At 37.6% G+C, this 23692-nt stretch carries 23 protein-coding genes; 11 read left to right on the top strand and 12 right to left on the bottom strand.

The window, feature by feature from the left end:
* Window positions 1-591, top strand: a 591-nt coding sequence (locus ACINWC743_RS16615) for an IS5-like element ISAbe13 family transposase (protein ID WP_009586206.1), incomplete at its 5' end; no start/stop codon positions are given.
* 106 nt (window positions 592-697) lie between these two features.
* Here the strand turns inward: ACINWC743_RS16615 and ACINWC743_RS16610 are convergent.
* Entirely contained in the window at window positions 698-964 is a 267-nt protein-coding gene (locus tag ACINWC743_RS16610) for a YeaC family protein (protein WP_004831521.1), read from the bottom strand.
* A 2-nt stretch (window positions 965-966) separates the two neighbouring features.
* The gene (locus ACINWC743_RS16605) at window positions 967-1905 is read right to left on the bottom strand and encodes an NAD(+) kinase (RefSeq protein WP_004831522.1); all 939 of its coding nucleotides are present in this window, start codon (window positions 1903-1905) and stop codon (window positions 967-969) included.
* 158 nt (window positions 1906-2063) lie between these two features.
* On the opposite strand from ACINWC743_RS16605, the gene mrcB reads away from it, so the two are divergent.
* Together mrcB and ACINWC743_RS16595 are read left to right on the top strand one after the other, a co-directional pair.
* Window positions 2064-4457, top strand: a complete 2394-nt coding sequence (gene mrcB / locus ACINWC743_RS16600; protein WP_004831524.1) for a penicillin-binding protein 1B — start codon at window positions 2064-2066, stop codon at window positions 4455-4457.
* A gap of 53 nt (window positions 4458-4510) precedes the next feature.
* Window positions 4511-5095, top strand: coding sequence for a tetratricopeptide repeat protein (locus tag ACINWC743_RS16595; RefSeq protein WP_009586202.1), 585 nt, complete (start codon window positions 4511-4513; stop codon window positions 5093-5095).
* Window positions 5096-5539: 444 nt separating this feature from the next.
* Here the strand turns inward: ACINWC743_RS16595 and ACINWC743_RS16590 are convergent, their stop codons facing one another.
* A complete protein-coding gene (locus ACINWC743_RS16590; protein WP_009586216.1) occupies window positions 5540-6493 on the bottom strand; it encodes an NUDIX domain-containing protein in 954 nt (317 codons plus the stop codon).
* Between the two features lie 140 nt (window positions 6494-6633).
* On the opposite strand from ACINWC743_RS16590, the gene hemP reads away from it, so the two are divergent.
* The gene (hemP, locus tag ACINWC743_RS16585) at window positions 6634-6804 is read left to right on the top strand and encodes a hemin uptake protein HemP (protein ID WP_004721884.1); all 171 of its coding nucleotides are present in this window, start codon (window positions 6634-6636) and stop codon (window positions 6802-6804) included.
* A 210-nt stretch (window positions 6805-7014) separates the two neighbouring features.
* Here hemP and ACINWC743_RS16580 read toward each other — a convergent pair whose 3' ends face one another.
* The 4 genes from ACINWC743_RS16580 to ACINWC743_RS16565 form a co-directional block, all read right to left on the bottom strand.
* Complete coding sequence (locus tag ACINWC743_RS16580; RefSeq protein WP_009586204.1) at window positions 7015-8349, bottom strand: sensor histidine kinase; 1335 nt, start codon at window positions 8347-8349, stop codon at window positions 7015-7017.
* A 42-nt stretch (window positions 8350-8391) separates the two neighbouring features.
* Window positions 8392-9057: a response regulator transcription factor gene (locus ACINWC743_RS16575; RefSeq protein WP_004831528.1), complete on the bottom strand. Its 666-nt coding sequence runs from the start codon at window positions 9055-9057 to the stop codon at window positions 8392-8394.
* Between the two features lie 145 nt (window positions 9058-9202).
* The gene (locus ACINWC743_RS16570; RefSeq protein WP_009586228.1) at window positions 9203-9562 is read right to left on the bottom strand and encodes a NirD/YgiW/YdeI family stress tolerance protein; all 360 of its coding nucleotides are present in this window, start codon (window positions 9560-9562) and stop codon (window positions 9203-9205) included.
* A 108-nt stretch (window positions 9563-9670) separates the two neighbouring features.
* Window positions 9671-11428: a GspE/PulE family protein gene (locus ACINWC743_RS16565; protein WP_009586235.1), complete on the bottom strand. Its 1758-nt coding sequence runs from the start codon at window positions 11426-11428 to the stop codon at window positions 9671-9673.
* Between the two features lie 170 nt (window positions 11429-11598).
* Here ACINWC743_RS16565 and ACINWC743_RS16560 point away from each other — a divergent pair, with 170 nt between their 5' ends.
* Window positions 11599-12882, top strand: coding sequence for an MgtC/SapB family protein (locus ACINWC743_RS16560; protein WP_004831531.1), 1284 nt, complete (start codon window positions 11599-11601; stop codon window positions 12880-12882).
* A 274-nt stretch (window positions 12883-13156) separates the two neighbouring features.
* Window positions 13157-14128, top strand: a complete 972-nt coding sequence (locus tag ACINWC743_RS16555; protein ID WP_009586227.1) for a hypothetical protein — start codon at window positions 13157-13159, stop codon at window positions 14126-14128.
* Between the two features lie 95 nt (window positions 14129-14223).
* Here ACINWC743_RS16555 and ACINWC743_RS16550 read toward each other — a convergent pair whose 3' ends face one another.
* Window positions 14224-14856, bottom strand: coding sequence for a hypothetical protein (locus tag ACINWC743_RS16550; protein ID WP_009586224.1), 633 nt, complete (start codon window positions 14854-14856; stop codon window positions 14224-14226).
* 89 nt (window positions 14857-14945) lie between these two features.
* Between ACINWC743_RS16550 and ACINWC743_RS16545 the strand changes: the two genes are divergently transcribed.
* From ACINWC743_RS16545 to ACINWC743_RS16535, 3 genes are all read left to right on the top strand, one after another.
* Window positions 14946-15317, top strand: coding sequence for a DUF3144 domain-containing protein (locus tag ACINWC743_RS16545; protein WP_004831535.1), 372 nt, complete (start codon window positions 14946-14948; stop codon window positions 15315-15317).
* A gap of 53 nt (window positions 15318-15370) precedes the next feature.
* A complete protein-coding gene (locus ACINWC743_RS16540; RefSeq protein WP_004831536.1) occupies window positions 15371-15775 on the top strand; it encodes a DUF3144 domain-containing protein in 405 nt (134 codons plus the stop codon).
* 203 nt (window positions 15776-15978) lie between these two features.
* Complete coding sequence (locus tag ACINWC743_RS16535; protein WP_005030082.1) at window positions 15979-17043, top strand: amidohydrolase family protein; 1065 nt, start codon at window positions 15979-15981, stop codon at window positions 17041-17043.
* Window positions 17044-17110: 67 nt separating this feature from the next.
* On the opposite strand, the gene ACINWC743_RS16530 is transcribed toward ACINWC743_RS16535, so the two are convergent.
* The 4 genes from ACINWC743_RS16530 to ACINWC743_RS16515 all read right to left on the bottom strand — a co-directional run bounded on the left by ACINWC743_RS16530 (window position 17111) and on the right by ACINWC743_RS16515 (window position 20358).
* Window positions 17111-17527: a GlcG/HbpS family heme-binding protein gene (locus ACINWC743_RS16530; protein ID WP_009586229.1), complete on the bottom strand. Its 417-nt coding sequence runs from the start codon at window positions 17525-17527 to the stop codon at window positions 17111-17113.
* 144 nt (window positions 17528-17671) lie between these two features.
* Window positions 17672-18967: a glutamate-1-semialdehyde 2,1-aminomutase gene (hemL, locus tag ACINWC743_RS16525; protein WP_005030087.1), complete on the bottom strand. Its 1296-nt coding sequence runs from the start codon at window positions 18965-18967 to the stop codon at window positions 17672-17674.
* A gap of 41 nt (window positions 18968-19008) precedes the next feature.
* On the bottom strand, window positions 19009-19632 hold the full coding sequence (gene thiE / locus ACINWC743_RS16520) for a thiamine phosphate synthase (RefSeq protein ID WP_009586219.1): 624 nt from the start codon (window positions 19630-19632) through the stop codon (window positions 19009-19011).
* Between the two features lie 342 nt (window positions 19633-19974).
* Window positions 19975-20358, bottom strand: a complete 384-nt coding sequence (locus tag ACINWC743_RS16515) for a DUF962 domain-containing protein (protein WP_009586198.1) — start codon at window positions 20356-20358, stop codon at window positions 19975-19977.
* Window positions 20359-20566: 208 nt separating this feature from the next.
* Between ACINWC743_RS16515 and ACINWC743_RS16510 the strand changes: the two genes are divergently transcribed.
* Both ACINWC743_RS16510 and ACINWC743_RS16505 read left to right on the top strand, forming a co-directional pair.
* On the top strand, window positions 20567-22027 hold the full coding sequence (locus ACINWC743_RS16510; RefSeq protein ID WP_005030091.1) for a CYTH domain-containing protein: 1461 nt from the start codon (window positions 20567-20569) through the stop codon (window positions 22025-22027).
* A gap of 180 nt (window positions 22028-22207) precedes the next feature.
* The gene (locus ACINWC743_RS16505) at window positions 22208-23665 is read left to right on the top strand and encodes a CYTH and CHAD domain-containing protein (protein ID WP_009586201.1); all 1458 of its coding nucleotides are present in this window, start codon (window positions 22208-22210) and stop codon (window positions 23663-23665) included.
* The last annotated feature ends 27 nt before the right edge of the window (window positions 23666-23692 follow it).

The following is a 23692-nucleotide window of genomic DNA, read 5'->3' as shown; positions in this document are numbered from 1 at the left end:
TTTGGACAACCGAACTCTATTTTTAAACGTTTTAATCGCTGGTCAAGTAGTGGTAAGTTACTCACTATATTCAAATTATTATCACTGAATACCGATATGGAATGGCTATTCATCGATGGTTCCCATATTCGTGCTCATCAACATTCTGCGGGTATTGCTGATCAGGCAATCTCTAAAAGTGCTGGAGGAAACTCCTCCAAAATACATTTAGTAGTAGATTCAAATGGGAATCCTATTGATTTCATTATTACTGATGGAACCACACATGATGTTAAAGTCGCACCTGATTTAATTTCAAAACTCGATTTAAATGAGGCAGAGATTGCATGTGCAGATAAAGGCTACGATTCAGAGCCATTAAGACAGCAGATTAGAGCAACTGGAACAAAAGCAAATATACCTAAAAAAACCAATAGCCAATCAAACAATGACCATATGGATTGGTATTTATATAAAATCAGGCACTTAGTAGAAAATATGTTTTGTAGGTTAAAGCAATTTAGAGGGATAGCCACTCGATACGACAAGTTAAAACGGAACTATGAAAGTTCTGTTGCATTAGCTTGTATATTTTTATGGCTCCCCTTGTAGGTTAAATTATGAACCCTAAATGTCAACAGACCCTATTATTGTTTTTTTATTGAGTATTTGAACCATAAAGTAAGGCTACTTTATGGTTCAAAGGTTTTTTACACAGTTAGATAAAACGAATTGGTTTAAATTCTGGTTCAGGAACATGTGAGTCACATTCCTCACCCTCTTCTTTATGACCTTTATCAATATAACCCGTACGTTCTTTTTCAGGAACATTTTGATGTTCCCAAGCGATTACCGCTTGCATACAAGTTTGACGCTGCTCAGCAGTCAGTGCCACACCATTTGGCCATTTCCCAATTTCTACTGCTGTTTTTAATCGTTCAACGATATCAGCATCTAAAATAGAAAGCATCTGTTCAATATTCATGGTCAATCCCGCTGAAAAGAATCAAAATCTTGATTCCAACCAAGTTTAGTACGACAAGCCATATAGAAGTCATAACCTGGCGGATGTAAAAGTATTAGTTTGAATGGATGTTTGCGAATATGCAAACTATCGCCAACATTTAATGAAACACTGTGTTGTCCATCGGCACTCACCATCGGCAATACACGGTTTTCACGGATCAGTATCTTAATTTCACTCTGCCCACCCACAACGATTGGACGCGAAGACAAGGTATGTGGATGCATCGGAACCAAAGCAATCGCATCCATACTTGGATGGAGAATCGGTCCCCCACCCGATAATGCATATGCTGTCGAACCTGTGGGCGTAGATACAATTAAACCATCACTGTGCTGACGATAAACATATTGCCCATCAATATTCAGTTCGAAATCGATCATATGTACAGACTTACCTGAATGTAGCACCACATCATTCAATGCAATTGCATCATAAATCGTTTCATTTTTACTGCGAATTTCAATTTCAAGTAAGAAACGGCGATCAAGTTGAAATTCACCTTTTAAGACTTGGTCGAGCTTAAAAATCACTTCAGTTGGTTTAATATCCGTTAAAAAGCCCAGTCGACCACGGTTGACACCTAATACGGGAATATTATATTTCACCAATGCACGTGCTGCATGTAATAAGGAGCCATCGCCACCAACAACAATGACTAAATCTACAACCTCACCGAGTAAATTCTTACTGACAGTTTGAGTATTGGTATAGGGGACAAGTTCTGCTGTTGCGGTATCAAAAACCGGATGTAAACCTAAACTCAATAAATGATCGTGTATAAGGCAAAGCGTATCAACCACAGAAGATTTATCTGGTCTTCCAATCAAACCAATGTTACGAAAGGTCTTTGGTGAAATCTGCACAGGTGCTTTAGCTCCACTGAAATTCTGAGATATCATAGCACTTTCAGAATATGTTTATAAAATCATTCATCAACGAAAAATAACAAGAATACCCAAAAAGGCTTTAAATTTGTGTATTTCACAGATTTATTATTGCAAATTTAAGAAAAGCTTCGCATGATTAGCGAAAATAAATTGGGTTTTATTATCTGTATATGAAGAACGAACGTGGTATAGGCTTGATTGCACTGATTTTTTGTGTATTGGTCATTGCAGCATTTTTTGCATTTAGTATCTACTTAATTCGACTCGACAATGTTATTCGGGACAAGTTCGAAGGAAACCGCTGGGACATTCCTGCGAAAGTATTTGCGCGACCATTAGAAATATATGCAACTGCGCCTATTGCACAAACAGAATTTGAACAAGAGCTTAAACTGTTGGGTTATAAAAACAGTGACAGTTATACCAAGTCTGGAACATATATCAGCCAACCCAATTCTGTCTATGTTCATACACGAGGCTTCGACTTTGGCGACAGCGTTGACCCAGAACAAGTTTTACAAGTGACCTTTGCTGGAGATACTGTTTCTGATGTCAAAGCCACCAAGCCAACCAATACTGGAATTGCACGTTTAGAACCCATGTTGATTGGTGGAATCTATCCGCAACATAATGAAGACCGTGTACTGATTAAACTCAACAAGGTTCCAAAACCTTTGATCGAAGCATTAATTGCAACCGAAGATCGTAACTTTTATCGTCATCACGGGATATCTTTCCGTGGTACCGCACGTGCGCTGGTCAGTAACGTAACAGGCGGAAAGCGTCAAGGTGGTTCAACACTCACTCAACAATTGGTGAAGAACTTTTTCTTAACCCCTGAAAAAACCTTGAAACGTAAAGTCAATGAAGCACTCATGTCTCTTTTATTAGAGCTTCATTATAGTAAAGATGAAATTCTTGAAGCCTATTTAAATGAAGTAAACTTGGGGCAAAGCGGGAATTATTCGGTCAATGGTTATGGTTTAGCTTCACAGTTCTATTTTGGATTACCACTCAGTGAACTAAATATTTCACAGCAAGCTTATTTAGTTGGTTTGGTACAAGGACCTACCCTGTTTAATCCTTGGAAAAATCCTGAAGGGGCAAAAAAACGTCGAGATATTGTCTTGAACAATATGTTGGTGATGGGCTACTTAGATCAAGCACAATATGAAAAAGAAATTTCGCGTCCATTGAATGTTGTACGTAAACCAACGCTAGGAACCGCGAAGTTCCCAGACTTTCTCGATATTGTACGTCGTCAACTTAAAACAGAATATCAAGAGTCTGACCTAACCAATCAAGGTTTAAGAATTTTTACAACGCTTGACCCAATTGCACAAACCAAAGTTCAAAATAGTTTTAGAGACACTGTGACTCGATTAGCCAATGCCAATCCATCACGTTTAAAAGACTTACAGGGTGCAGTTTTAGTCACGCGCCCTGAAAATGGTGAATTGATTGCTGCTGTAGGTTCTACACAAGACTTTACTGGTTTTAACCGTACAGTTGATGCCAAGCGCCAAGTAGGTTCTTTGCTCAAACCTGTGATCTATTTAAGCGCTTTGGAGTCAGGGCGATACAACTGGGCATCTCAAATCGAAGATGCGCCGATTAGTTTACCTGTCAATGGCAACCAATCGTGGACACCGAAAAACTATAGTGGTTCTGGTCATGGTTATGTTCCTTTAGCACAAGCACTTGCTAACTCATATAACCTGTCAGCTGTTCGTCTGGGTAATGAATTTGGTATCTCAACATTTAGCAATAATCTGACTAAATTTGGCGTGACCTCTAAAATCCCGAATTATCCATCGATTTTCCTCGGTGCAGTTGATATGTCACCGATGGAAGTAATGAGTATTTATGGCAACTTTGCAACGGGTGGATTTAAATATCCTACCAAAGCCATTCGTACTGTGGTTGATTCAAATGGTCGTCTTCTAGAGCGTTTCGGCTTAAATGTTCAGCAAACCATAGATCCTTCTGCCGCATTCTTATTGAACTATGGTTTACAGCAAGTCATGTCATCGGGTACAGGTAAAGCGGCTTACAATAGCTTACCAGCTGATCTTAAACTTGCGGGTAAATCAGGGACAACCAATGATACTCGTGATTCATGGTTCGCAGGATACTCGGGTAACAACTTAGCTGTGGTGTGGCTCGGATTAGACAATAATAAAATCACTGGGTTGACAGGTTCATCAGGCGCATTGCCTGTCTGGATTAATGTGATGAAACAGTTACGTCAAAAACCTGTGAATTTGCGTCAAACAGATGATATTGCATGGCAATGGATTGATTCACGTACTGGAGAATTGTCTGCCCAAGGCTGTGAAGGTGCAATGTATATTCCACTATTACGTCATACTGTGCCAAATCGTGCGACTGAATGCGGTATGCCACATTACCAAGTGGACCCACAATACGTACCCGATACACAACAAAACGCTTCGCAAACACAGTCTGGTGATAGTATTGACAACTACATTCGTGAGAGTGAAGACAGTATGGAACAGGACTCAAGAGGTCGTATGATTTCAAGTGGGAGTTACAACAACTAAATCCTCTCACTTTGTAGGTAAAGATGGAATGGCTTTTTGAATAGGAATGAATGATGAATCGTAATGTGACCAAGACCACTTATCTAATAAGTTTAATGGGAATATTGGCTTTAGCTGGTTGTCAAACAACACCACAACACACCAAGCCACCAACAAAACCTGTCGAAAAGCCAGATACATCACAGCAAAAAAATAATGTTCCAACGCCTGATGGTGTAAAGATTACACCTTATGAGCGACCTGAAATCAAACGTGAAAAAGTCCCTACTGTCATCGTGCCTCAACAAAAAGCCCAAACTCAAAAATTTGAGGATGGGCAAAGTATTCCCGCCTTTAAGCAATTGATGCAACAAGCCCAAACTGCTTATCAAAAACAACAATGGGATGAAGCAGAACGCTTTGCCTTGCATGCACAACGTTTAGCCCCACAATCCGCAGAAGTTTTTTCTTATTTGGCGAGAATCGCCCAACAAAAAAAGCAATATGCAAACGCTGAGTCCTTAGCACGCCGAGGATTAAGTTATGCTCAAACAACTGCACAAAAGAAAGTGTTTTGGAATACGATTTTACAGTCAGCACAACAATTGAAAAATCAAAAGACTGTTGCAGAAGCATCTAAGCAACTGCAAAGCCTCTAAGTTCAAAGTTGAAAAGTGTAGTTTATGTGAGTTCAACGCAACTACACCTTTAGCTTATTAAAAAAAAATGTTCTTAGCGGAGTCTTGCCTCAAATAGTTGGAGATGAGATTTCCGAGTATCGTATTTCACCAAAAATTTTATATAAGATTCAGGTTAAAAATAGAATAGATTTAGCTTTTTCACGAGCCAATTTCACCCAATATTGCTATTGTAGCTGGGAGCATGGTTGCCACCGTTGGTCAAGGGTGATATGGATATCCCCTTTGATCAACGAAAGATTTTTGTTACTTTTCATCTCTAAAAAGTCAGGCATCGACTACGCAAATCAATGAAAACTTTTATCAAAATATGAGGCTATGAAAATGCCTTATTTATACGATACAAACTCTCAATAATGCTATGGATTGGTTTAACTTACTTTAGATGTTTGGTATGAGTTCAAGTTAAAATTGGCTAATCCCTGCAATACCATAAGCACCATAGTGTTGTGCAATGCTTAAATCAGTAGGGCTTAACCCTCCCAATGCGAATACAGGTAAATCACTGCTTTTGGCATATTGCTTAAACTGTTCCCATCCCAAATTATGTGCATCTGGGTGTGTTGCAGTTGGTAAAACAGGGCTAAGAATCACCGCATCGAATCCCAAGCTGTGCGCACGTTGTAAAGACACCAGATCATGACATGCTGCGATACAACGCACGCCTAAGGGCAATTGCCCTATTTGCAAATCCATCACTTGCTGCTGTTTATAATGCACAGCAGCCACAGCTTTCTGTAAAGATTCTGGCAATTGTGTCCAAATATCAACATTGATGATCAACCGTGACAGATCATGCAGGTTTAACTGCTGGACTTGTTCTACTGCTGATGTGAGTAATTCAGTGCGATAATAAAACAGTGGTTGTGCTGAAGCTTCATTCAGATTACTTTCATTCAGCGCATTAGCATTCACTACACTTTGTTTGTTTCGACATAATTCGCTCAAATTCTCAGAAATTTTAATGTGATGATTCCAAAATAAACGCTGAATGATCGAATGATTGGCTTTAGGGAAATTCAGCCCTAAAAGTTGATCACGGCTGTACCATGTCCATGGTTTTTGAATATCTGCTAAATATTGCTCATTCACAGTGGCATGGAATAAGTGCAAAAATACTTCGACATCATCATATTCATGATGAATCACATCAAAAGCATGCCATTGCTGAATGCCAATCCCCACTTCTTCAAAAATTTCTCGACGACATGCTTCAACAGGTGTTTCCCCTGCTTCAATCTTCCCTCCTGGAAACTCACATTTATTGCCTTGATGTTGGTCAGCGTTGCGCCATCCTACAAGGACTTTTCCTCGAAACAGTAATAAAGCAATCGCCACATGAACACTGGGTTTAGACATAGAAATAGAGCCCTCAAGTTTTAATCAATTGTAAGCAAATATAGATTTTTTATAAATGATAAAAATTATCGTTGACAGATCTATTCGATAATGATTATCATTTAAATCACTTAGACAACACCCCACTCGGAGTCAGAATAATGAACGCACCATTTAGCCTATTTACACGTAACACCGAAGCTCACCAATCTCTTCCAATGTTACACTCAAACAACTTATTTGCATTAGGACGCGAAATTCGCATTATGCATGCTGGTGAAGAATATCGTTTACGCTTAACCCGTAATAATCGTCTAATTTTGACTAAATAACGATAAAAACAACTGATTTAAAACAAAAAACGTGGGAACAAGCAGTATGAATCAGCGCATACTGCTTTTTAAGTTTTGGCTGAACAATTTATAAAAGATCATGTAAATAGAGTTATTTGATACACAACTCGATGAGCAAATAATGTCATTCATCATTTCTCTATCACTACTCAATTTTATGGCTAATATTGTTGTCGTTTCTTTCTGAATCTAAGGTAAATATAAGCGAATTTTTAAGCCACCGTATTTGGAAGCACTAAAATCAATTTTCCCCTGATGCAGATCGACTACAGTTTTACAAATGGATAAGCCTAGACCTGAACCTTGTGTTTGAGTTCCTAAAGCACGAAAGAAACGCTCCCCTAAACGAGCAATAACCTCTTCTGAAACTCCCTCACCATCATTTTGAATTTCAAATAATTTCCAACCTTCAAAATGACCAAGATCAATATAAATATTGCCCTGCTGAGGTGTGTATCGAATTGCATTATCAATTAAATTGCGGATGCAAATAAACATTAATTCTTCATTTACATCGACATTTGCATCTTCACTTTGAATATGAAGTTGGACTTGTTTCTCATCTATAAATGTCTCTAAGGCAGATAAAACACCATGAGTCATCTTTTCCAAGCTGACCCAAGTTTTAGGTAAATCACTTTTATCTGTAGGATCTAATCTGGCGAGCAACAATAAATTTTCAAGTACTTGTGTGCCTCGAGATACATCATTTTGGATTAGGCTTAATTGATGACGAATTTCAGGCACTTCAGCATATTTACGTTGTAGCAACTGTAAACGCATATGTATTGCTGATAATGGTGAACGTAGCTCATGTGATGCATCTGCGGTAAACCTTTGTTCTGCGACTAATGCCTGTTCCAGTCGAATAAACATCTGATTAAGCTGATTAACCATCGGTTGTAGTTCTTTAAATTCAGGTTGAGGCTGTTGAATCAAGCTTAAGTCATTTATATTTTTCTCAGCAATTTCTGTTGAAAGCGATTGAATTGATCTAAATTGTTTTTTGACTGAAAAATGTAAAATCAACCATTGGATCGCCCATAAACTCAGTAAAATTAAAAAATAGCTGATTAAGCTTTGCGACAGATCTTTAAAGCGCTCACTCAACGGTTGGATCACATAGACACTTAACCCTGAATCGGGATTTTTTGCATGATAGCTTCGCCAAAGTTGATGATTTGACCAAATAAAATCATAAGCACTGTCTTGATCAGTTATCTTGGCGTGACTGCTTATGTCTAACTTAAATTCTGGGGATTGAGTTAAAAGTTTATCTCCATTCATCAATTGATATTGAATATCAAATTCATCACTGAGCTCATCCAATTGAAAACCCGATGTAGTACTCAAATCTGAAATCAGCAGCATATCTGAAATTTCATCCATGATTTGATCTTGAACATCCATGTTGTGGTAAATAGACAATGCGATGAGTAATAGCAAAGCAAATAGACCCGCCACAATTGAACTCAACATGGATGTTTTAATCAATTTATGTTGTAGCGAGATGGCTTGGCTCATAGATACCCTATTGAAATCATTTAAAATGGATCAACACACTGCTTATTCTTGCGGTGTATTCATTCGATAACCTAATCCTCGTATGGTTTTTATCAAATGATTGCCAATCTTTTTTCGTAGCTGATAGATATAAACTTCAATCGCATTGCTTTCAATTTCATCCCCCCATGCATATAAAGAAGCTTCTAATTGTTCACGAGTTACAATATGTTCAGGCTTTTGCATCAATTTATATAAAATTTGAAATTCTTTTGCTGTTAATGCAATGGCTTGTTGGTCTTGAAAAACTGTTTTTGCCTGAGTGTCTAAAATCAAATTGGCATATTTGATTTCATGCAAGTTTGTGGTTTGTGTTTGTCTAAGCTGAGCACGTATTCGTGCTGATAATTCTTCAAGACTAAAAGGTTTGACCAGATAATCATTTGCACCTAAATCCAAACCTTGTACACGATCTTGAATAGTATCTCGAGCTGTTAGAAAAATTACTGGTGTGTCAGGATATTGCTTTTTTAATCGCTGTAAAATCTCATCTCCTGTCGCCTTTGGTAAACCTCGATCAAGCAAAATGCAATCATATTCATGCTGTTCTATGGCTAAAATGGCGTGATCACCTCGCTCAACCCAATCGACATTATAGCCATCCATTTCTAACCAAGATTGGATACTTTCAGCTTGTGAGCGGTCATCTTCTGCAAGCAATATTCGCATTATCTACCCTCTTTCATCCATATCTAAAAATCATCGTTATTGGGTTGATGGCAATATAAGGACCACAAAGATGAGATGCCAATGCATCTCATCTTTGTCGCAAGTTCGATTTTGAATCAAAAATAAGTGATTTTAAACGAAAGCATTAAAAATTCACTGCATCAACATCAATTTCGACTCGCTTGGTTGGCTTGTAGTCGATATCAACTTCACCGATTAAAGTAACTGTAGTATTTGGGGCAATCGGTTTACCTTGCCATAATTCATCATCAATATCGACCGTGATTGTTCCAGTGTTATCACGGAATTGATATTTTTCATCACCAATCGCTTTTACCACATTGCCACGTAACTGTACTTTTGTATCATCTTTTAGGGTTAATGCATTTTTCACAGTGGTTAAACTGGGTGTTAACGCAGACTGATTCACTGCTGTATTTGCTGAAGCAAAAGAAGTTGCACCAATTAAGCTGATTGCAAGCAATGTTTTAGAAATTAGTTTCATCGTTGACCTCATCAATGTTGATCGTTTCAATAAAGCCATTAAAACAAATCAACATGAGGTGAATCTTAGGATATCTTCATTTCCAATTTTTTGATGCAAAGCTAAGAATTAATTCAAAGGTACCACTCTTAACACTTCCTCTAAAGTCGTTACACCCTCTAAAACTTTACGCGCGCCTGCTATTCTTAAGGGTTCAATCCCTTCTTTCTTGGCTTGCATTCTAAGATCATCTAAGGTTGCATTGGCGCTGATACGCTGTTTTGCCTCTAAGCTGATCGGCATAAACTCATAAATACCAACACGACCTTTATACCCCGTTTGGCGACATTCTTCACAACCAACCGCTTTAAAAATAAAATCAGGTGTTTTGGTTTGATAACCAAAGGTTAAATGTTTCCATTCTTGCTCATTGATAAAAGTTTCTTGTTTACAATGTGGACATAGCTTTCGCACCAAACGTTGAGCAAGCACGCCCAGAATTGTTGCGGCTGTTAAGAATGGTTGTACACCTAGATCATGCAAACGGGTCAAACTTGATGGTGCATCATTGGTATGCAAAGTTGAAAGCACCAAATGACCAGTCAAAGCAGCTTGAATTGCCATATTTGCAGTGTCTTGATCACGAATTTCTCCGACCATAATAATGTCTGGGTCTTGTCGCATTAGCGCGCGAATACCATCTGCAAAACCTAATTCAATCCCTTGATTCACTTGCATCTGGTTAAAGCTCGGCTCCAACATTTCGATCGGGTCCTCAATGGTACAGACATTGACCTCTTCAGTAGCCAATTGCTTTAACGATGAATACAGTGTGGTTGTTTTACCCGAACCTGTGGGTCCAGTGACCAAAATGATCCCGTGACTGTGTTGAGTTAAACCCTGCCATTGTGCCAATAGATGTTCATCAAATCCCAATTGTTGAAAACTACGTACCAAAACTTCTGGGTCAAAAATACGCATCACCAACTTTTCACCAAATGCAGTGGGTAATGTTGAGAGGCGTAATTCAGTTTCTTGCCCTTTCGGAGTACGAGTTTTTAGACGACCATCTTGTGGTTTTCGCTTTTCTGCAACATTCATCCGTCCTAAGATTTTAATTCGTGAAATAACTGCGGTTAAGGTATTGGCAGGCATGTTATAAATGGTATGTAAAACACCATCGATACGAAAACGAATTTTGCCCTTTTCCTTTCGTGGTTCCAAATGAATATCGCTGGCACCTTGCTCAAAGGCAAACTGTAAAACCCAATCTACCAATTTAACAATGTGTTGATCATTGGCATCCGGATTTTGCGTATCTCCCAATTGTAACAGTGCTTCTACGCCTTTATTTTCCTTATCATATGCACTCGATTTTTGTGAATTACTCACAGCTCTGCTGACTTGGTAATACTCAGTAAGATAACGCTGTAATTGTTCTGGATTTAACACCACTTTTTCAATTTTTTTTGGGCTGAGGCTGCGTTCTAAATTATGAACCCAATCGGTCATAAAAGGCTGTGCCGTACCAATCAAAATTCGATCTGCATTGACTTCTACAGCCAAAATTTTATTTCTCAATGCAAACTCTTGAGACATGACACTGGTCAAAGACGTGACATCTGCTTTTAATGGATCAATGGTAAATAAATTCAATTGGGCTTTTTCAGCCAACCATTCAGTCAATACAGTTAGTGTCAGTCTTTTTACCGAGTCTTGAGCATCAACCAACTTAAAATTTGCGATCCACTGTAAGGGATGCCATTTTAATTGATCACGTTGCCGATGCGTCGTCTGTACCAATAATTTTTCACGTTCAGTAATTCGACCGTCTTTTAATAATTGTTCTAAACACCAAGCTGTATCGATTTCGAAATTAAATTGCATTGTTATATCCCCAAAACACAGTTTACTATAACAAAATTAACTTTTGTATTTGCTGAATTTTTTCAATTGACCGGTATATTATAGATAAGCCAAAAATAAGCTTTTGATTTAGGAATACTTTACGCTACATTGAAATTAGACAATCTATTCATGGTTCTAGGGGGAGCGCTATGAATTTAATTCCAACAATGTCATTCGATTTCAATTCTTATCATGATTTATTTACGATTATTGCGGCTGCTTTAGGTTGCGGTTTATTGATCGGATTAGAACGTGAACGCAGCAAACAACGTGAAAATCAACGTAGTTTTGCAGGTTTAAGATCATTTGCGATTTGTTCAATCTTTGGCGCTGTATGCTTTTTATTTGGTCCCTATTTTGGCATCGTGGGTGCACTAATCACAGGCGCAGTTGTAGCATACTCAATTAAAAATCAGACCGATGATCCTGGGGTTACGACTGAAATCGCCTTTATTCTGACCTACTTTATTGGTGGAATGTGTCTGTGGAATATACCATTTGCTGCGGGTTTATCTGTCATTTTGACAATCTTGTTGATGACCAAACATTCTATGCATGGTATTGCAGGAAAATGGATCACCGAATCTGAATTTAGAGATGGAATCTTTCTGCTGGCATTACTACTGATTGCACTTCCTCTTACCCCGAATAAACCATTGTGGGGTTCAGTTCTTAATCCCTATGTAATTTTAAAGTTACTTACTTTAATTCTGGCTGTGCAAGCACTGGCACATATTGCCAAACGATTATTGTCCACAAAAAATGCTTTGCTTCTGTCTTCTCTAGCATCGGGCTTTGTATCCAGTACGGCAACGGTTGCCAGTTTAGGATTAGAAGTCCGTAACGGACGTGCTGATGCAAAAGCCAATGCTGGTGCTGCACTCATGTCATGTGTAGCGACACTATTGCAATTAATGATTATTGTCATTGGTGTAAGTATTTCTTGGTTTAAAGTGATTGTTTTACCCAGCCTCCTTGCAATCACCGTTTTGGTTATTTTTGCATTATGGCTCATGCGTAATACGCAACCGATCGAAGCGAACAAATCTACTGATAGCCGCATGTTTAGTCTTAAAGAGGCTGCGATTATTGCAGGGTCTTTAACCTTAATTCAAGCAGGTGTTTATGGTTTAAACTTGTTATTGGGTGATGCAGGGCTTATTGCAGGTACACTTCTTGCGTCACTTTTTGAAATTCATGGTGCATTAGCAACCATTGTCATTCAAGGTGAACCAAGTAACGCTGTGTTATCACTTGCATTCCTGTTAGGTTTAGCTGCACATGCAGTAGCGAAATCAATAAATGCTTTGATCAGTGGTGGCGGACGCTACGCACTTGTTTTTGCTCCAATTCAAATTTTACACATGCTGATCTTTATTGTGATTTTTATATGGGGTCTTCAAAATTCGACTGCTTTTATAAATCCTTTTTAAAATAATGATTCAACATCAATAACTCGCCTTTCTCTTATAAAGTAAGTTATAACTTTAAATATCAATATAAATCATACATCATGGTCATGTTGATTCATCTAAAAACCTACACACTGAAATGATCGATTAAAAAAATGACACGACTAAAATTGATAAAAGACCGAGAAAATACTGGGCTTAAAATAAGTATTGAAAAAATAATAGGTTTCAATATCATGACAACGTGAACTTTTATACACATAAATTTTTAATATTTTATAATTTGGAATAATTCATGAAAATTAAATTACTTTCTTTTGCCATTATTTCTTCATTATTTTTGACTGCATGTGGAGGAGATTCAGATGCTGGGGATTATATCAGCAACAATGAGTCGGAGTGGTTTAGCTATGAAACTGGCGGTTCGCTTGATGATGCTTATTTGTTTAACAAAGTAAAATTTAGCTTTAGAAATAAGCAAATGTATATCGATGGTGAATATAAGGTAGATGGCTCAACCCAGTTCACTGCATCCGATCTTTTAAGCCAATATTTAGCATCTGATGGATTGTATGATGCAACTAAGAGTAAAACAGATTTGGGCTATCAAAATGCCACGCTTAAATCGAAATCAGCAACTGTTTGGACATTTACACCCTATTCAACACGCAACTACAAGCAATTGGAATTAACTGAAAAATTTGAAACTGTTAATCTAACGGGTAAATTAATTAGCCCATATATCAATGGTTTTGATCATTTTGCTGGTTCAAACAGTGCATTAAGCGATGCAATGGGACCATATCCTGCTTATTACGTCAAAAAGCTACAAGGCAAAACTTTTCCAACAGGTTCAACGTGTTTAAGATCAATATCTTCTTCAACCAATACTACTTTTGCTGATCTTTATTCTAATGATCCTATCATAGGTTATAACCCGTCAAAATATTTTCAAAATGGTTATATTCAAGCGAAACTGGGCAATTTTAGCTTAGATTTATCTCGTGATATTCAACCGAACAGACATATCGCTGCTGTCGCTAAAATTGGCTCAGACTATTATCAAGCCGCTTATTATACTGTTGGTGACTATGAAGTCCTGACAGATAAAATTCAGCAGTATGAGCAAGATTATCAAGATGCTGTGAACCAGTTTGGGAAATACAGTATCAATGCTCAAATACAACAAGCTTATCTCAATGGTTTAAAATCTGAATGTACTTTGTTTAATACCACAGCAAGCCAAGCAATTGATGCTGTAAAATAAAACAAAGTTGTAAAAGAATAGCCCTGATTAAACAATGATTTCGTCAGGGCTTAATTTTTACTTAATTTAAAAAAATCGAAACGTCTCATCATTAATTAACGATATTTTCCAAAAACTTTCCAGACTTGATTATCCGCCAAAGGATCGGCATAGCTGTCATTGCGTTGTTTACGTGGTTTTTCACGGGCATCAACCAACTCAAAACCTTGCTCAGTACCAAGCACCAACCCATTCACATAAAATCGAGTTCTGGTGTATTCGCTTTGCCCATGTTGAAAAATATAAGTACGCAAATCAATAAACTCACGATGCGCAACTAAGGCAGCCGTATCATCACTGTCCAGCCATTGGGTCATTTTACTGATTTGACTTGGCTCAAATTGCCCGCATTTTTCAATCAAAGCAGCAATACCACGAAAGGTTTTAGACTCTTTAGCACGAGTTTTATTGATACGAATTCGATCCACATGAAAGAAGAACAGGGGTAAGTTTAAATGACTCGGTAAATGAATCGCATCTAAAACCTCATCTTCCATAAAGGGTTGATAGAGTGCCTGTGCCCGTTCAATCAATCCAAGCCATTGTTTATAGTAATGCTCTACTTGTGTTTGTGGTGCATAATAAATTGGTAATCCTTCAACATGTGCAAGCTCCGTCGGCGGCCAAATATTTTGGCGTAATAATGCAATATCACTTTTTAAACTTTGTACAGCAATCGCATCTTGCATGACCTGCTCCTGAAGTATTTATTATGCTTAGGCTATTTTGAGTATGCTATAGTTATCGCAATGAAACAAGCTTGTGAATAGGAAAGCTTATGTCTGAAAATAATGATTTTTTTGAAGAAACTGAACAAGTTGACTCAGATGAAAGTTTTTACGAACGTGCTGATGAGTTTATAGCACTTGCCAATCAATTCGCTGATGCTGATCATCAAGTCTCTCATCTCAGCGCAAATCCAGGCAGTGTCAGTGCCTCTTTTATGTACGCTAATGCTCGCTATAGTGTTTGGCATGCAGCTTGCTCTTATCAAAATGCACCAGACTTTAAAGCTGATCGACAAGTGATCCTAGATTATTACACCGAACAATTTAAATTGATGCTTGAAGACCATCTTGACGAGTATCAGGAAAATTTCGAAAGTTATTTTCCCCAATCTGATACGGATGAAGTAAAGCGTTTCGTTTAAACACTGGATTGCCTATAATAGCTCACCAATGAAATACCTAATGTGGAAAAACCATGTCTCAAAAAATCAACGCGACTGATATCACTGAAGAAGAAGCTTTAAATGCTGTTTTTTTTGAGCGTGCAGATGAGTTTATCAAACAAGCCAATGAATTCTGTCGCCCAGTCAAGGGAAAACAAGCAAAGCCTGAAGAGCTTCGTGGTCAAGTCAGTGCTGCGATGTTGTTTGCGACTGCTCGTTTTAACACTTGGGTTGCTGCCAATAATTTCAAAGATGGCAATGAAATGCGTGATGCAAAAGAACAAGTTATGTCTTATGTATTACAGCAATTTCAAATGATGCTTGAAGACAATTATGATGAATATTGTGAGCAATTTGAAAACTATCTGCGTTTCCGAAAAGATGAAGATTTTCATACGCACAAACATGATCACGATGGACATGATCATCAGCATTGATGGTTTTAGTTGATCACTTGTTTCAGAAAAATATGACGCTAGCCTCTGTATATTAGAGGCTAAATCCTTCTTCTTGATAAAATTAATACGTCAAAATCGCTAATCATCTATATTTCTAATGCAATATTTACGAACAAATAATATTCATGTTTTATAAAAATATTGTATGGTATGTGCATAATAAATAACAATTTGGACGTTATATGCATACACTTAATTTTCCACTCATTGATCCACATATTCATCAGTGGGATCCGTATAGCACGCCTCATGCAGCTGCTTTTGCTGTGAAGCTTTTAGGTCAGCGCCCTTTTCTGTTAGATAAAATGGTTCGTTTGGTTAAACCCAAAGATTTGATTGAGACTGTTGGGTTGACCGAGCATATTACACGCCCTTATTTGCCACAGGATTATAAAAATGATCTACAGCACTATGCCGTTGAACAGGTTGTTCATATCGAGGCAAGTTGGGCAAAGCATAAAGGTAAAGGTGTAGTCGGTGAAACAGAATTTATTGAGTCCTTACCATTTAATGAAGATACAGTGAAACTGGGTGGTATTGTTGCTACCGCTGACCCTTGTGATAGCAATTTTAAGAAAATTTTAAAACTGCATCAAAAAGCATCTAAACGATTACGTGGTATACGGCGTATGGCTGCCTTCCATGAAGATAAAGGTGTGCATAATTGGACAGACACACCACACTTGTATACCCAAAAGAAATTTTTAAAAGGCTTTGAACAACTGGCTCAACATAACCTTAGCTTTGATGCATGGGTATATTCTCAGCAAATTGCAGATGTGATTGAACTTGCAAAAATTTTTCCTGAAACCTCCATCGTTTTAGATCATTTGGGAACACCAGCAGGATTATTTGGCAAGGTGGGTCAAAATACCGGATTGTCTAAAACAGCACGGGAAAACATCTTTTATCAATGGCAGGAAGACATCGCAGAATTATCTACTCTTCCAAATGTGTATACAAAAATGTCGGGGCTATTTATGCCTGTCCTCGGGCACCAATTTTATAAAAATAAACAATTGGCATCGAAACAGCAAATTATTGATCTTGTTGCCCCACTTATTTTGCATGCTTTAGAAAGTTTTGGAACATATCGAGTCATGTTTGCTTCCAACTTCCCAATGGATCGGGTGAATACCAGCCTCGTCAATATCATTGATGCTTTTAGTGATATTGTGATGCAATATGATGAAAATGCACTTGAAAAAGTCTTTCATCATAATGCTAAACAATTCTATCGTTTATGATTGAACAGGATTAAAGTGGTATTTCCAAATGCCACTTTAATCTCATCATTCACTCAAGCATCGAGTTTCAATCAAATTGTGCAAGAAAGGCTTGAATGGCATGTCGAGCAATTTCAGCATCTTCAAATGATTTTACTCCTGATATACCTACCGCACCCACCACATGATCTTGATATAAAATCGGTTCTCCGCCCTCTAGCATACCTAAACCTGCATTCATGGATAAAAATCCGAATTGACCATTTTTGATCATGTTTTCATAAGCGCTAGAAGGTCTACGACTCAGTGCTGAGCATTTGGCTTTTTCTTGACAAAAATTTGCTGACATTGCCGATGCACCATCCATCCGCTTCATTGCCAATAAATTTCCTGTTTCATCGACAATAGCTATACTGACATTAAAGTGGTGTTCTACAGCGTATTGTTGTGCTTTGTCCAATAAAAATTCTGCATCAGATAGCGTTAAATAATGTTTAGTTTGCATCTTTTCGTCCATAATTATCGTATTTAAAATTAAAAAAAAGCCCATAGTACAAAGGCTATAGGCTTTTATTCTAAATGAAGCTTCACTAAAAATGACTGCTCATTCTGCTCATTTATTACCGCAATCTACATGGGGTAAATTAAGTTATCGCTTCATTTCAGCAAAGGTTTCTTTGGCTGCTTGTAGGGTAAAGGCAATATCTTCATCACTATGTGCAGCAGAGATAAATCCAGCTTCAAATGCTGAAGGTGCAAGATTTACACCTCGATTTAACATGCCGTGGAAAAACTTACGGAATGCATCAATATCACATTTCAAAATATGATCAAAACTGGTGATTTCTGTTTGATCTGTAAAGTAAATTCCAAATAATCCGCCTGCTTGTTGGGTAAAGAATGGAATCCCAGCTTCATCAGCAGCAGCTTGCAAGCCTTGCAGTAATTTATCTAGTTTTGCTGTTAAATCCGTATAGAAGTTGGCTTGGCGAAGTGTTTCAAACATTTTTACGCCCGCGCGCATTGCCAATGGATTACCCGACAAAGTACCTGCTTGATAAACACCACCTAAAGGTGCAATACATTCCATAATTTCACGTTTACCACCAAATGCACCTACAGGTAAACCAGCACCAATAATTTTACCCAAAGTGGTTAAGTCTGGTTTTACATTGTAATACGCCTGAGCACCACCAAGCGCAACACGGAAACCCGTCATGACTTCATCAATGATAAATACAGATTGATATTGATCACATTGTTCGCGGATAGTTTCTAAAAAGCCTTTTACGGGCTTAACCAGATTCATATTCCCTGCTACAGGTTCAACAATTACACCTGCGATTTCATGACCATACTTCGCAAAACACGCTTTAACTGCCTCAATATCGTTATATGGCAAAGTGACAGTATGCTTGGCAAAGTCCGCAGGTACTCCTTTTGAGGTTGGTTCACCCATGGTCAACATCCCCGAACCTGCTTTTACCAAGAGCGAGTCTGAATGTCCGTGATAGCAACCTTCAAATTTAACAATCATGTCACGTCCAGTATAGCCACGTGCTAATCGAATAGCGGTCATGGTCGCTTCTGTACCAGAATTGGTCATACGAACTAATTCAATGGATGGCATGATTTCACAAATTAAATCTGCAAGTGTGGTTTCATGAACAGTGGGTGCACCAAAACTTAAACCATCAACGGCTGCTTCTTGGACAGCTTGGATAATATCAGGGTGTGCATGCCCCAAAATCATCGGACCCCAAGAACCAACGTAATCTACATAACGCTTACCATCGACATCATACAAATAAGCCCCTTTGGCCTTTTCGATGAATATTGGCGTACCACCGACGCCATTAAACGCACGTACGGGAGAGTTCACGCCCCCCGGAATATGTTTACTGGCTTGTTTAAACAATTGTTCTTGCTTGGCAGATAACGTCATGAGATTACTCGACTAAAAAAACAAATTACAAAAAGATAAGCTTAGGCTTTGTGAGCAGTAAATAAATCTGCCCATTCTTGGGTACGTACAGTGACACCAGATAAAGTGCGTCCTAATATATCACTAATTACCGCACAAAGGTCGGCACCGACTTCGATCACAGGTGCTGAATTTTCAACAGTCAAACCACCTATCGCACAGATTGGTACCTCAAATTTAGCTTTGGCTTGTTTTAAGGTATCGAGACCAATATTTCCAGCTTCTGGTTTAGTATCTGTCGCGTAGATTGCCCCAAAAGCAACATAGTTTGCACCATCTGCAATTGCTTGTTCGGCAAGTTCGATCGAATTGTTACAGCTTCGCCCTACGAGGACCCCTTTCGGTAAACGAGCTACTGCTTCAACAATTGAACCATCACCTTGACCTAAGTGTACACCCACACCATATTTTATCGCAGCGTCTAGATCGTCATTTATCACAAAAGGTACTTTGTATTGTGCGCACATGGATTTCATGTACTCAATTTCATAGTCCTGATCTTGTTTTGGCACTTTCTTGCGACGATATTGCAGAACAGCAACCTCATAGGTTGCCATTGCACCTTCTAGTTTTGCTAATAAAAGTTCAATTGGATCATCATTGGTGATGAGATAAAGACCGCGCATGAGTTACTCGATTCATAATACACTTTTCAATTTGTACTTTAATGAATAATAAGATCAGAAGCTATACTGATGTTTTACAAGTGTTTATGTTTTTTGAAACAATTAACCGAATAAGCTGAATACAACAGCCTAAAATAACATTGCCATTTCTTTTTTAGTTTAGCTGGCTTGTGCTGGCTATTCTTCGATGAAATGCTCAGATCAATGTTATGTCACTGTTTCAGGTCAGTTTACACATCATAGATCTGAGTTTATTGTATGTTTAATCTACGCTAAAGTTTTTTAATCTAACAAAATCTATATTGGCACTCTTATGAAAGTAAGCTCAAGAAGTGACATGAATCAACTGTCAATTTTATCAAAACGGCGATCTTTCAAACTTAGATTGCCTCGTAAAATATCGGAGAGCATACGCCAATCTGAAATAAAGCTATATAAAGGTTGCTTAAAGCTGGCAGGCTTATTTTTTTCGAAAACGAAATGTCCCACCCAAGCACAGGCATAACCTGAAACTAATCCATATAGCACGTATTTGACTTTACGTTGGCGAATTGCTTGAGTAAAGAAATAAATACCAATGCTACTTCCCGCTGCATGTAAACGGCGACTCATAATGTTGCGGTGTTCTGTTAGATAAAAACGATAAAACTCTGAATAGTTTTTAATTGGAAGTTCAAATTTAGGGTATTGCTCTAATTCCGATTTAGGCTCTACTTGGGCATTCATGTTCAATCATCCTGTTTTATTTTTAGTCAGCTTAGTTTATTTTATGCTGCATTAAAAGCCAAATTAAATATAGTGTGTTAATTGTGCATTCTTGTGGAAAGGATACGTTCCATCAGCATTTTACCAGCAATTTTGCGTTACAATGTCGAATTAAACATGAAGAAAAAGTTAAGTCTTCAATCAACACGATCATTTTTAGGATTTTCACATGCTTGAAGTTGAATTAAAGTTTCAAATTTCCGAAGCTCGTCGCAATGCAATACTCAAAGCAATAGACCCTAAAAAATCTGAGATCATTCACCTACAAGCAAAATACTACGATACCCCTGATCGTCAACTTTCTCAACAAGGCGCTGCACTTCGCCAACGTTTAGAAGGCACACGCTGGATACAGACTTTAAAAGCGGCAACCAAAAATCATTTAGAACGCTTTGAAGACAATATTGATTTAGGTGAACGATCAGAAACACCAAGTTTAGATCTCAAAATTTACGAAAATAAGCCTGAAGTACTCGCCATACTTAAAAATGCTTTAGGTGATAAAATCCAAGACTTACAATTACAGTTCGAAACTGATATTCAGCGCACCACCCGAGTAATCACTTTTGAAGATGCTGAAATTGAAATCAGTTTAGATATCGGTGAAGTCAGAACTGAAACAGCAAAGCAAGACATTCATGAAGTTGAATTTGAATTAAAAAGCGGTTCAATTCAATCACTTTTAGCTTTTAGCTTTGAATGGGTTAAAAAATACCAACTTTGGTTAGATGTCCGCAGTAAAGCTGAATTTGGAAACCTGTTGCTGCTTGGTCACAAAGTTAGTTCCGCAACACTTGCAAAAGAGCCTCATTTAAATAAGAAAGACACTGCTGATAAAAACTTACGTGGGCTGATTGCCAATCAACTACAACATTTACTACCTAATATTGCCGCAATTTCCGCACAAGTCGCTGAACCTGAACATATTCTTCAAGCTCAAACTGCCCTCCACCACCTCCATTTAACCTTATCATTATTTAAAGATTGGACAGACAGCAAAACAGAAAAATGGGCACACCAACTTTCCGCTTTTGAGAGTCATTTTAAAAATTTACAACATTTTGAACATATGCAACGCACGTTAGGGGCTTTACTACAAAATCCAAAAACGGCTGAGAGCCTAGATAAAGACATTTTATATGCCAATGAAAAGTTAATTAATCTCGTCAAATCTACTCAAAATGTTCAACACTACCTAGAATTATTAATGTTTAGTTTGGGGCAATCAGAAAAGTCCCAAGCACATGATTTGAAATGGTTTGCACAAAATACTCTGCAACATCAGTACAAACAGCTCCAAGAGAGTTTGAATGGTGCTGATCTTTCGGATCTTGAAAGTCTTGAAGCATTGGCACAGCATTTAAATGAACTGAAGTTTAGTTTTCCAATTTTAACCCAGATCTATGATGTTAAAAATTTGCAGAAATACGGTAAATCTTTGAACGATGCTCAACAAGCCTGTGAGCAATATCAAGTATTGGCATCCTCCTCTTCTTATTTACAACAAACTGACTTAGACGCAAGCGATTGGTTTGCTTTAGGATGGCTGACTGCCAAGCAAGAGGTATATGCTGAAAAATTACTCGAAGCCACGGAGCAGTTCTTAGTCAGTCGTAAATTCTTAAAATAATAACTGTAAAGAGATGATTTTTAAAATAAAAATCATCTCTTTACATATTTCAACCAAGAATAAAACACAGTATAAATCTTCAACTGAGCATTTGATTTGTAATCATTTTTTAAAAATTCTCAAAAATACGATTGATCAGATTAGAATCATTTTGATACTAGCGAAAATGAGAAGATTAAGATGTTTGAAATCGAATTAAAATTCCAGATTCCGCAAGAAAAGCAAGATGCTCTCATTAAAGCATTTCAAAGAAAAAATGATCGCAGCTTACATCTACAAGCAAAGTATTACGACACTCCATCTTTTATATTATCAAAACATTCTATTTCGCTTCGTCAACGGCTTGAAAATGATCAATGGGTGCAAACTCTGAAACTTCCAACGGAACAAAAGCTTAAACGTGCTGAGTTTGAACATGTTTTAGCAACAAATGAAACTGAGTTAGATCTTGAAGTTTATTTAAAAAACAAACAGATTGCTAAAAGTATTCAAGCATTATTAGAACAAAATAAAAGTTTGCTTGAAATTCAGTTTCAAACAGACATTGAAAGAAGATTAAGCGTTTTCCATTTTCAAAATAGTCAAATTGAAGTCAGTTATGACCAAGGACAAATTTTTACCCAAGATAATCGTTTAACTTTGCATGAACTTGAATTTGAACTTAAACAAGGCACAGTACAAGATCTGATTTCTTTTATATTGCCCCGTGTGAAACGCTATGGCTTGTGGTTGGATGTCAGAAGCAAAGCACAACAAGGTTTTCAAGTGGCACAAAGCATCCAAGACAATCCTGTAGAATTTCAAACATCTTTACAGCTAGATGCAAAAGACACAGCTGAAATAGTGTTAAAAAAGATGTTCAATAACTGCCTTAATCATTTGCTTCCCAACAGCACGGCGATTGCTTCGGGTAACTTTAACTCCAAGCATGTCCATCAGGCACGTGTCGCTATCCGCCGTTTACGTAGTGCAATTAAAACCTTTTCTGGTTGGTCTTTGCATATTGACCCAACCTGGCAAACGCAATTAACAGAATTGTTTAGACAGCTTGGTTCAACACGAGATTTAGATGTGATTCGTGAAGAACTCTTACCTCAGCTAGAAGCGGTAGGTGCTCCAAAATTTAAGTTGCCTGAATCAGAAACTACAGATAGACAGAAATTAACTAAACTATTTAGGTCATTTAATTTTAACTATTTAATTCTTTCATTGATTCAATTCATCGAACAAGATTCGACTGAAAAAACAAAAACCTCAGCACACAAATTAGCATTAAAGAAAATCAGTAAATTACATCAAAAAATTCAATTAGACGCTCAAAACTACTTAAACCTAGACATAGAAGCACGACACAAAACACGTAAAAATTTAAAGCGTTTGCGCTATAGCCTAGAATTTGTTTCATCCTTATGTGATAAAAAAGCTGTAAAAAAATACTTAAAATCAATAAAACCGGCTCAAGAGAGTTTAGGTCTATACAATGATTTTATTGTAGCAGAAGAGCTTTTAACAAAGCTGGTCAATACACAACCACAAGTTTGGTTTGCTTTGGGATGGATCGCATCAGAAAAACAACGTATTTTACAGCAATCTCAGCAAGACTTACTCGACTTTGCTCAAATAAGTACATTGCAGTAAGACACTCCCAGTAAAGCCAAATGCTCA

Origin of the sequence: Acinetobacter sp. WC-743 (genome assembly GCF_000335555.1) — a bacterium.
In the GTDB taxonomy this organism is placed as follows: Bacteria; Pseudomonadota; Gammaproteobacteria; order Pseudomonadales; family Moraxellaceae; genus Acinetobacter; species Acinetobacter bereziniae.
Note: the sequence above shows the minus strand (reverse complement) of the source record. Positions and strands in the feature narration are given on the sequence as shown.

Excerpts from the sequence above, each read along its gene's own strand:
- hemL (WP_005030087.1), bottom strand. The coding sequence starts at position 18,967 with ATGACGTTATCTGCCAAGCAAGAACAATTGTTTAAACAAGCCAGTAAA.
- ACINWC743_RS16565 (WP_009586235.1), bottom strand. The coding sequence starts at position 11,428 with ATGCAATTTAATTTCGAAATCGATACAGCTTGGTGTTTAGAACAATTA.
- ACINWC743_RS16570 (WP_009586228.1), bottom strand. The coding sequence starts at position 9,562 with ATGAAACTAATTTCTAAAACATTGCTTGCAATCAGCTTAATTGGTGCA.
- ACINWC743_RS16540 (WP_004831536.1), top strand. The coding sequence starts at position 15,371 with ATGTCTCAAAAAATCAACGCGACTGATATCACTGAAGAAGAAGCTTTA.
- ACINWC743_RS16605 (WP_004831522.1), bottom strand. The coding sequence starts at position 1,905 with ATGATATCTCAGAATTTCAGTGGAGCTAAAGCACCTGTGCAGATTTCA.
- ACINWC743_RS16555 (WP_009586227.1), top strand. The coding sequence starts at position 13,157 with ATGAAAATTAAATTACTTTCTTTTGCCATTATTTCTTCATTATTTTTG.
- ACINWC743_RS16580 (WP_009586204.1), bottom strand. The coding sequence starts at position 8,349 with ATGAGCCAAGCCATCTCGCTACAACATAAATTGATTAAAACATCCATG.
- ACINWC743_RS16545 (WP_004831535.1), top strand. The coding sequence starts at position 14,946 with ATGTCTGAAAATAATGATTTTTTTGAAGAAACTGAACAAGTTGACTCA.
- ACINWC743_RS16595 (WP_009586202.1), top strand. The coding sequence starts at position 4,511 with ATGAATCGTAATGTGACCAAGACCACTTATCTAATAAGTTTAATGGGA.
- ACINWC743_RS16510 (WP_005030091.1), top strand. The coding sequence starts at position 20,567 with ATGCTTGAAGTTGAATTAAAGTTTCAAATTTCCGAAGCTCGTCGCAAT.
- ACINWC743_RS16515 (WP_009586198.1), bottom strand. The coding sequence starts at position 20,358 with ATGAATGCCCAAGTAGAGCCTAAATCGGAATTAGAGCAATACCCTAAA.
- ACINWC743_RS16610 (WP_004831521.1), bottom strand. The coding sequence starts at position 964 with ATGAATATTGAACAGATGCTTTCTATTTTAGATGCTGATATCGTTGAA.
- ACINWC743_RS16530 (WP_009586229.1), bottom strand. The coding sequence starts at position 17,527 with ATGCAAACTAAACATTATTTAACGCTATCTGATGCAGAATTTTTATTG.
- ACINWC743_RS16560 (WP_004831531.1), top strand. The coding sequence starts at position 11,599 with ATGAATTTAATTCCAACAATGTCATTCGATTTCAATTCTTATCATGAT.
- ACINWC743_RS16535 (WP_005030082.1), top strand. The coding sequence starts at position 15,979 with ATGCATACACTTAATTTTCCACTCATTGATCCACATATTCATCAGTGG.
- ACINWC743_RS16505 (WP_009586201.1), top strand. The coding sequence starts at position 22,208 with ATGTTTGAAATCGAATTAAAATTCCAGATTCCGCAAGAAAAGCAAGAT.
- ACINWC743_RS16590 (WP_009586216.1), bottom strand. The coding sequence starts at position 6,493 with ATGTCTAAACCCAGTGTTCATGTGGCGATTGCTTTATTACTGTTTCGA.
- ACINWC743_RS16550 (WP_009586224.1), bottom strand. The coding sequence starts at position 14,856 with ATGCAAGATGCGATTGCTGTACAAAGTTTAAAAAGTGATATTGCATTA.
- mrcB (WP_004831524.1), top strand. The coding sequence starts at position 2,064 with ATGAAGAACGAACGTGGTATAGGCTTGATTGCACTGATTTTTTGTGTA.
- ACINWC743_RS16575 (WP_004831528.1), bottom strand. The coding sequence starts at position 9,057 with ATGCGAATATTGCTTGCAGAAGATGACCGCTCACAAGCTGAAAGTATC.
- thiE (WP_009586219.1), bottom strand. The coding sequence starts at position 19,632 with ATGCGCGGTCTTTATCTCATCACCAATGATGATCCAATTGAACTTTTA.
- hemP (WP_004721884.1), top strand. The coding sequence starts at position 6,634 with ATGAACGCACCATTTAGCCTATTTACACGTAACACCGAAGCTCACCAA.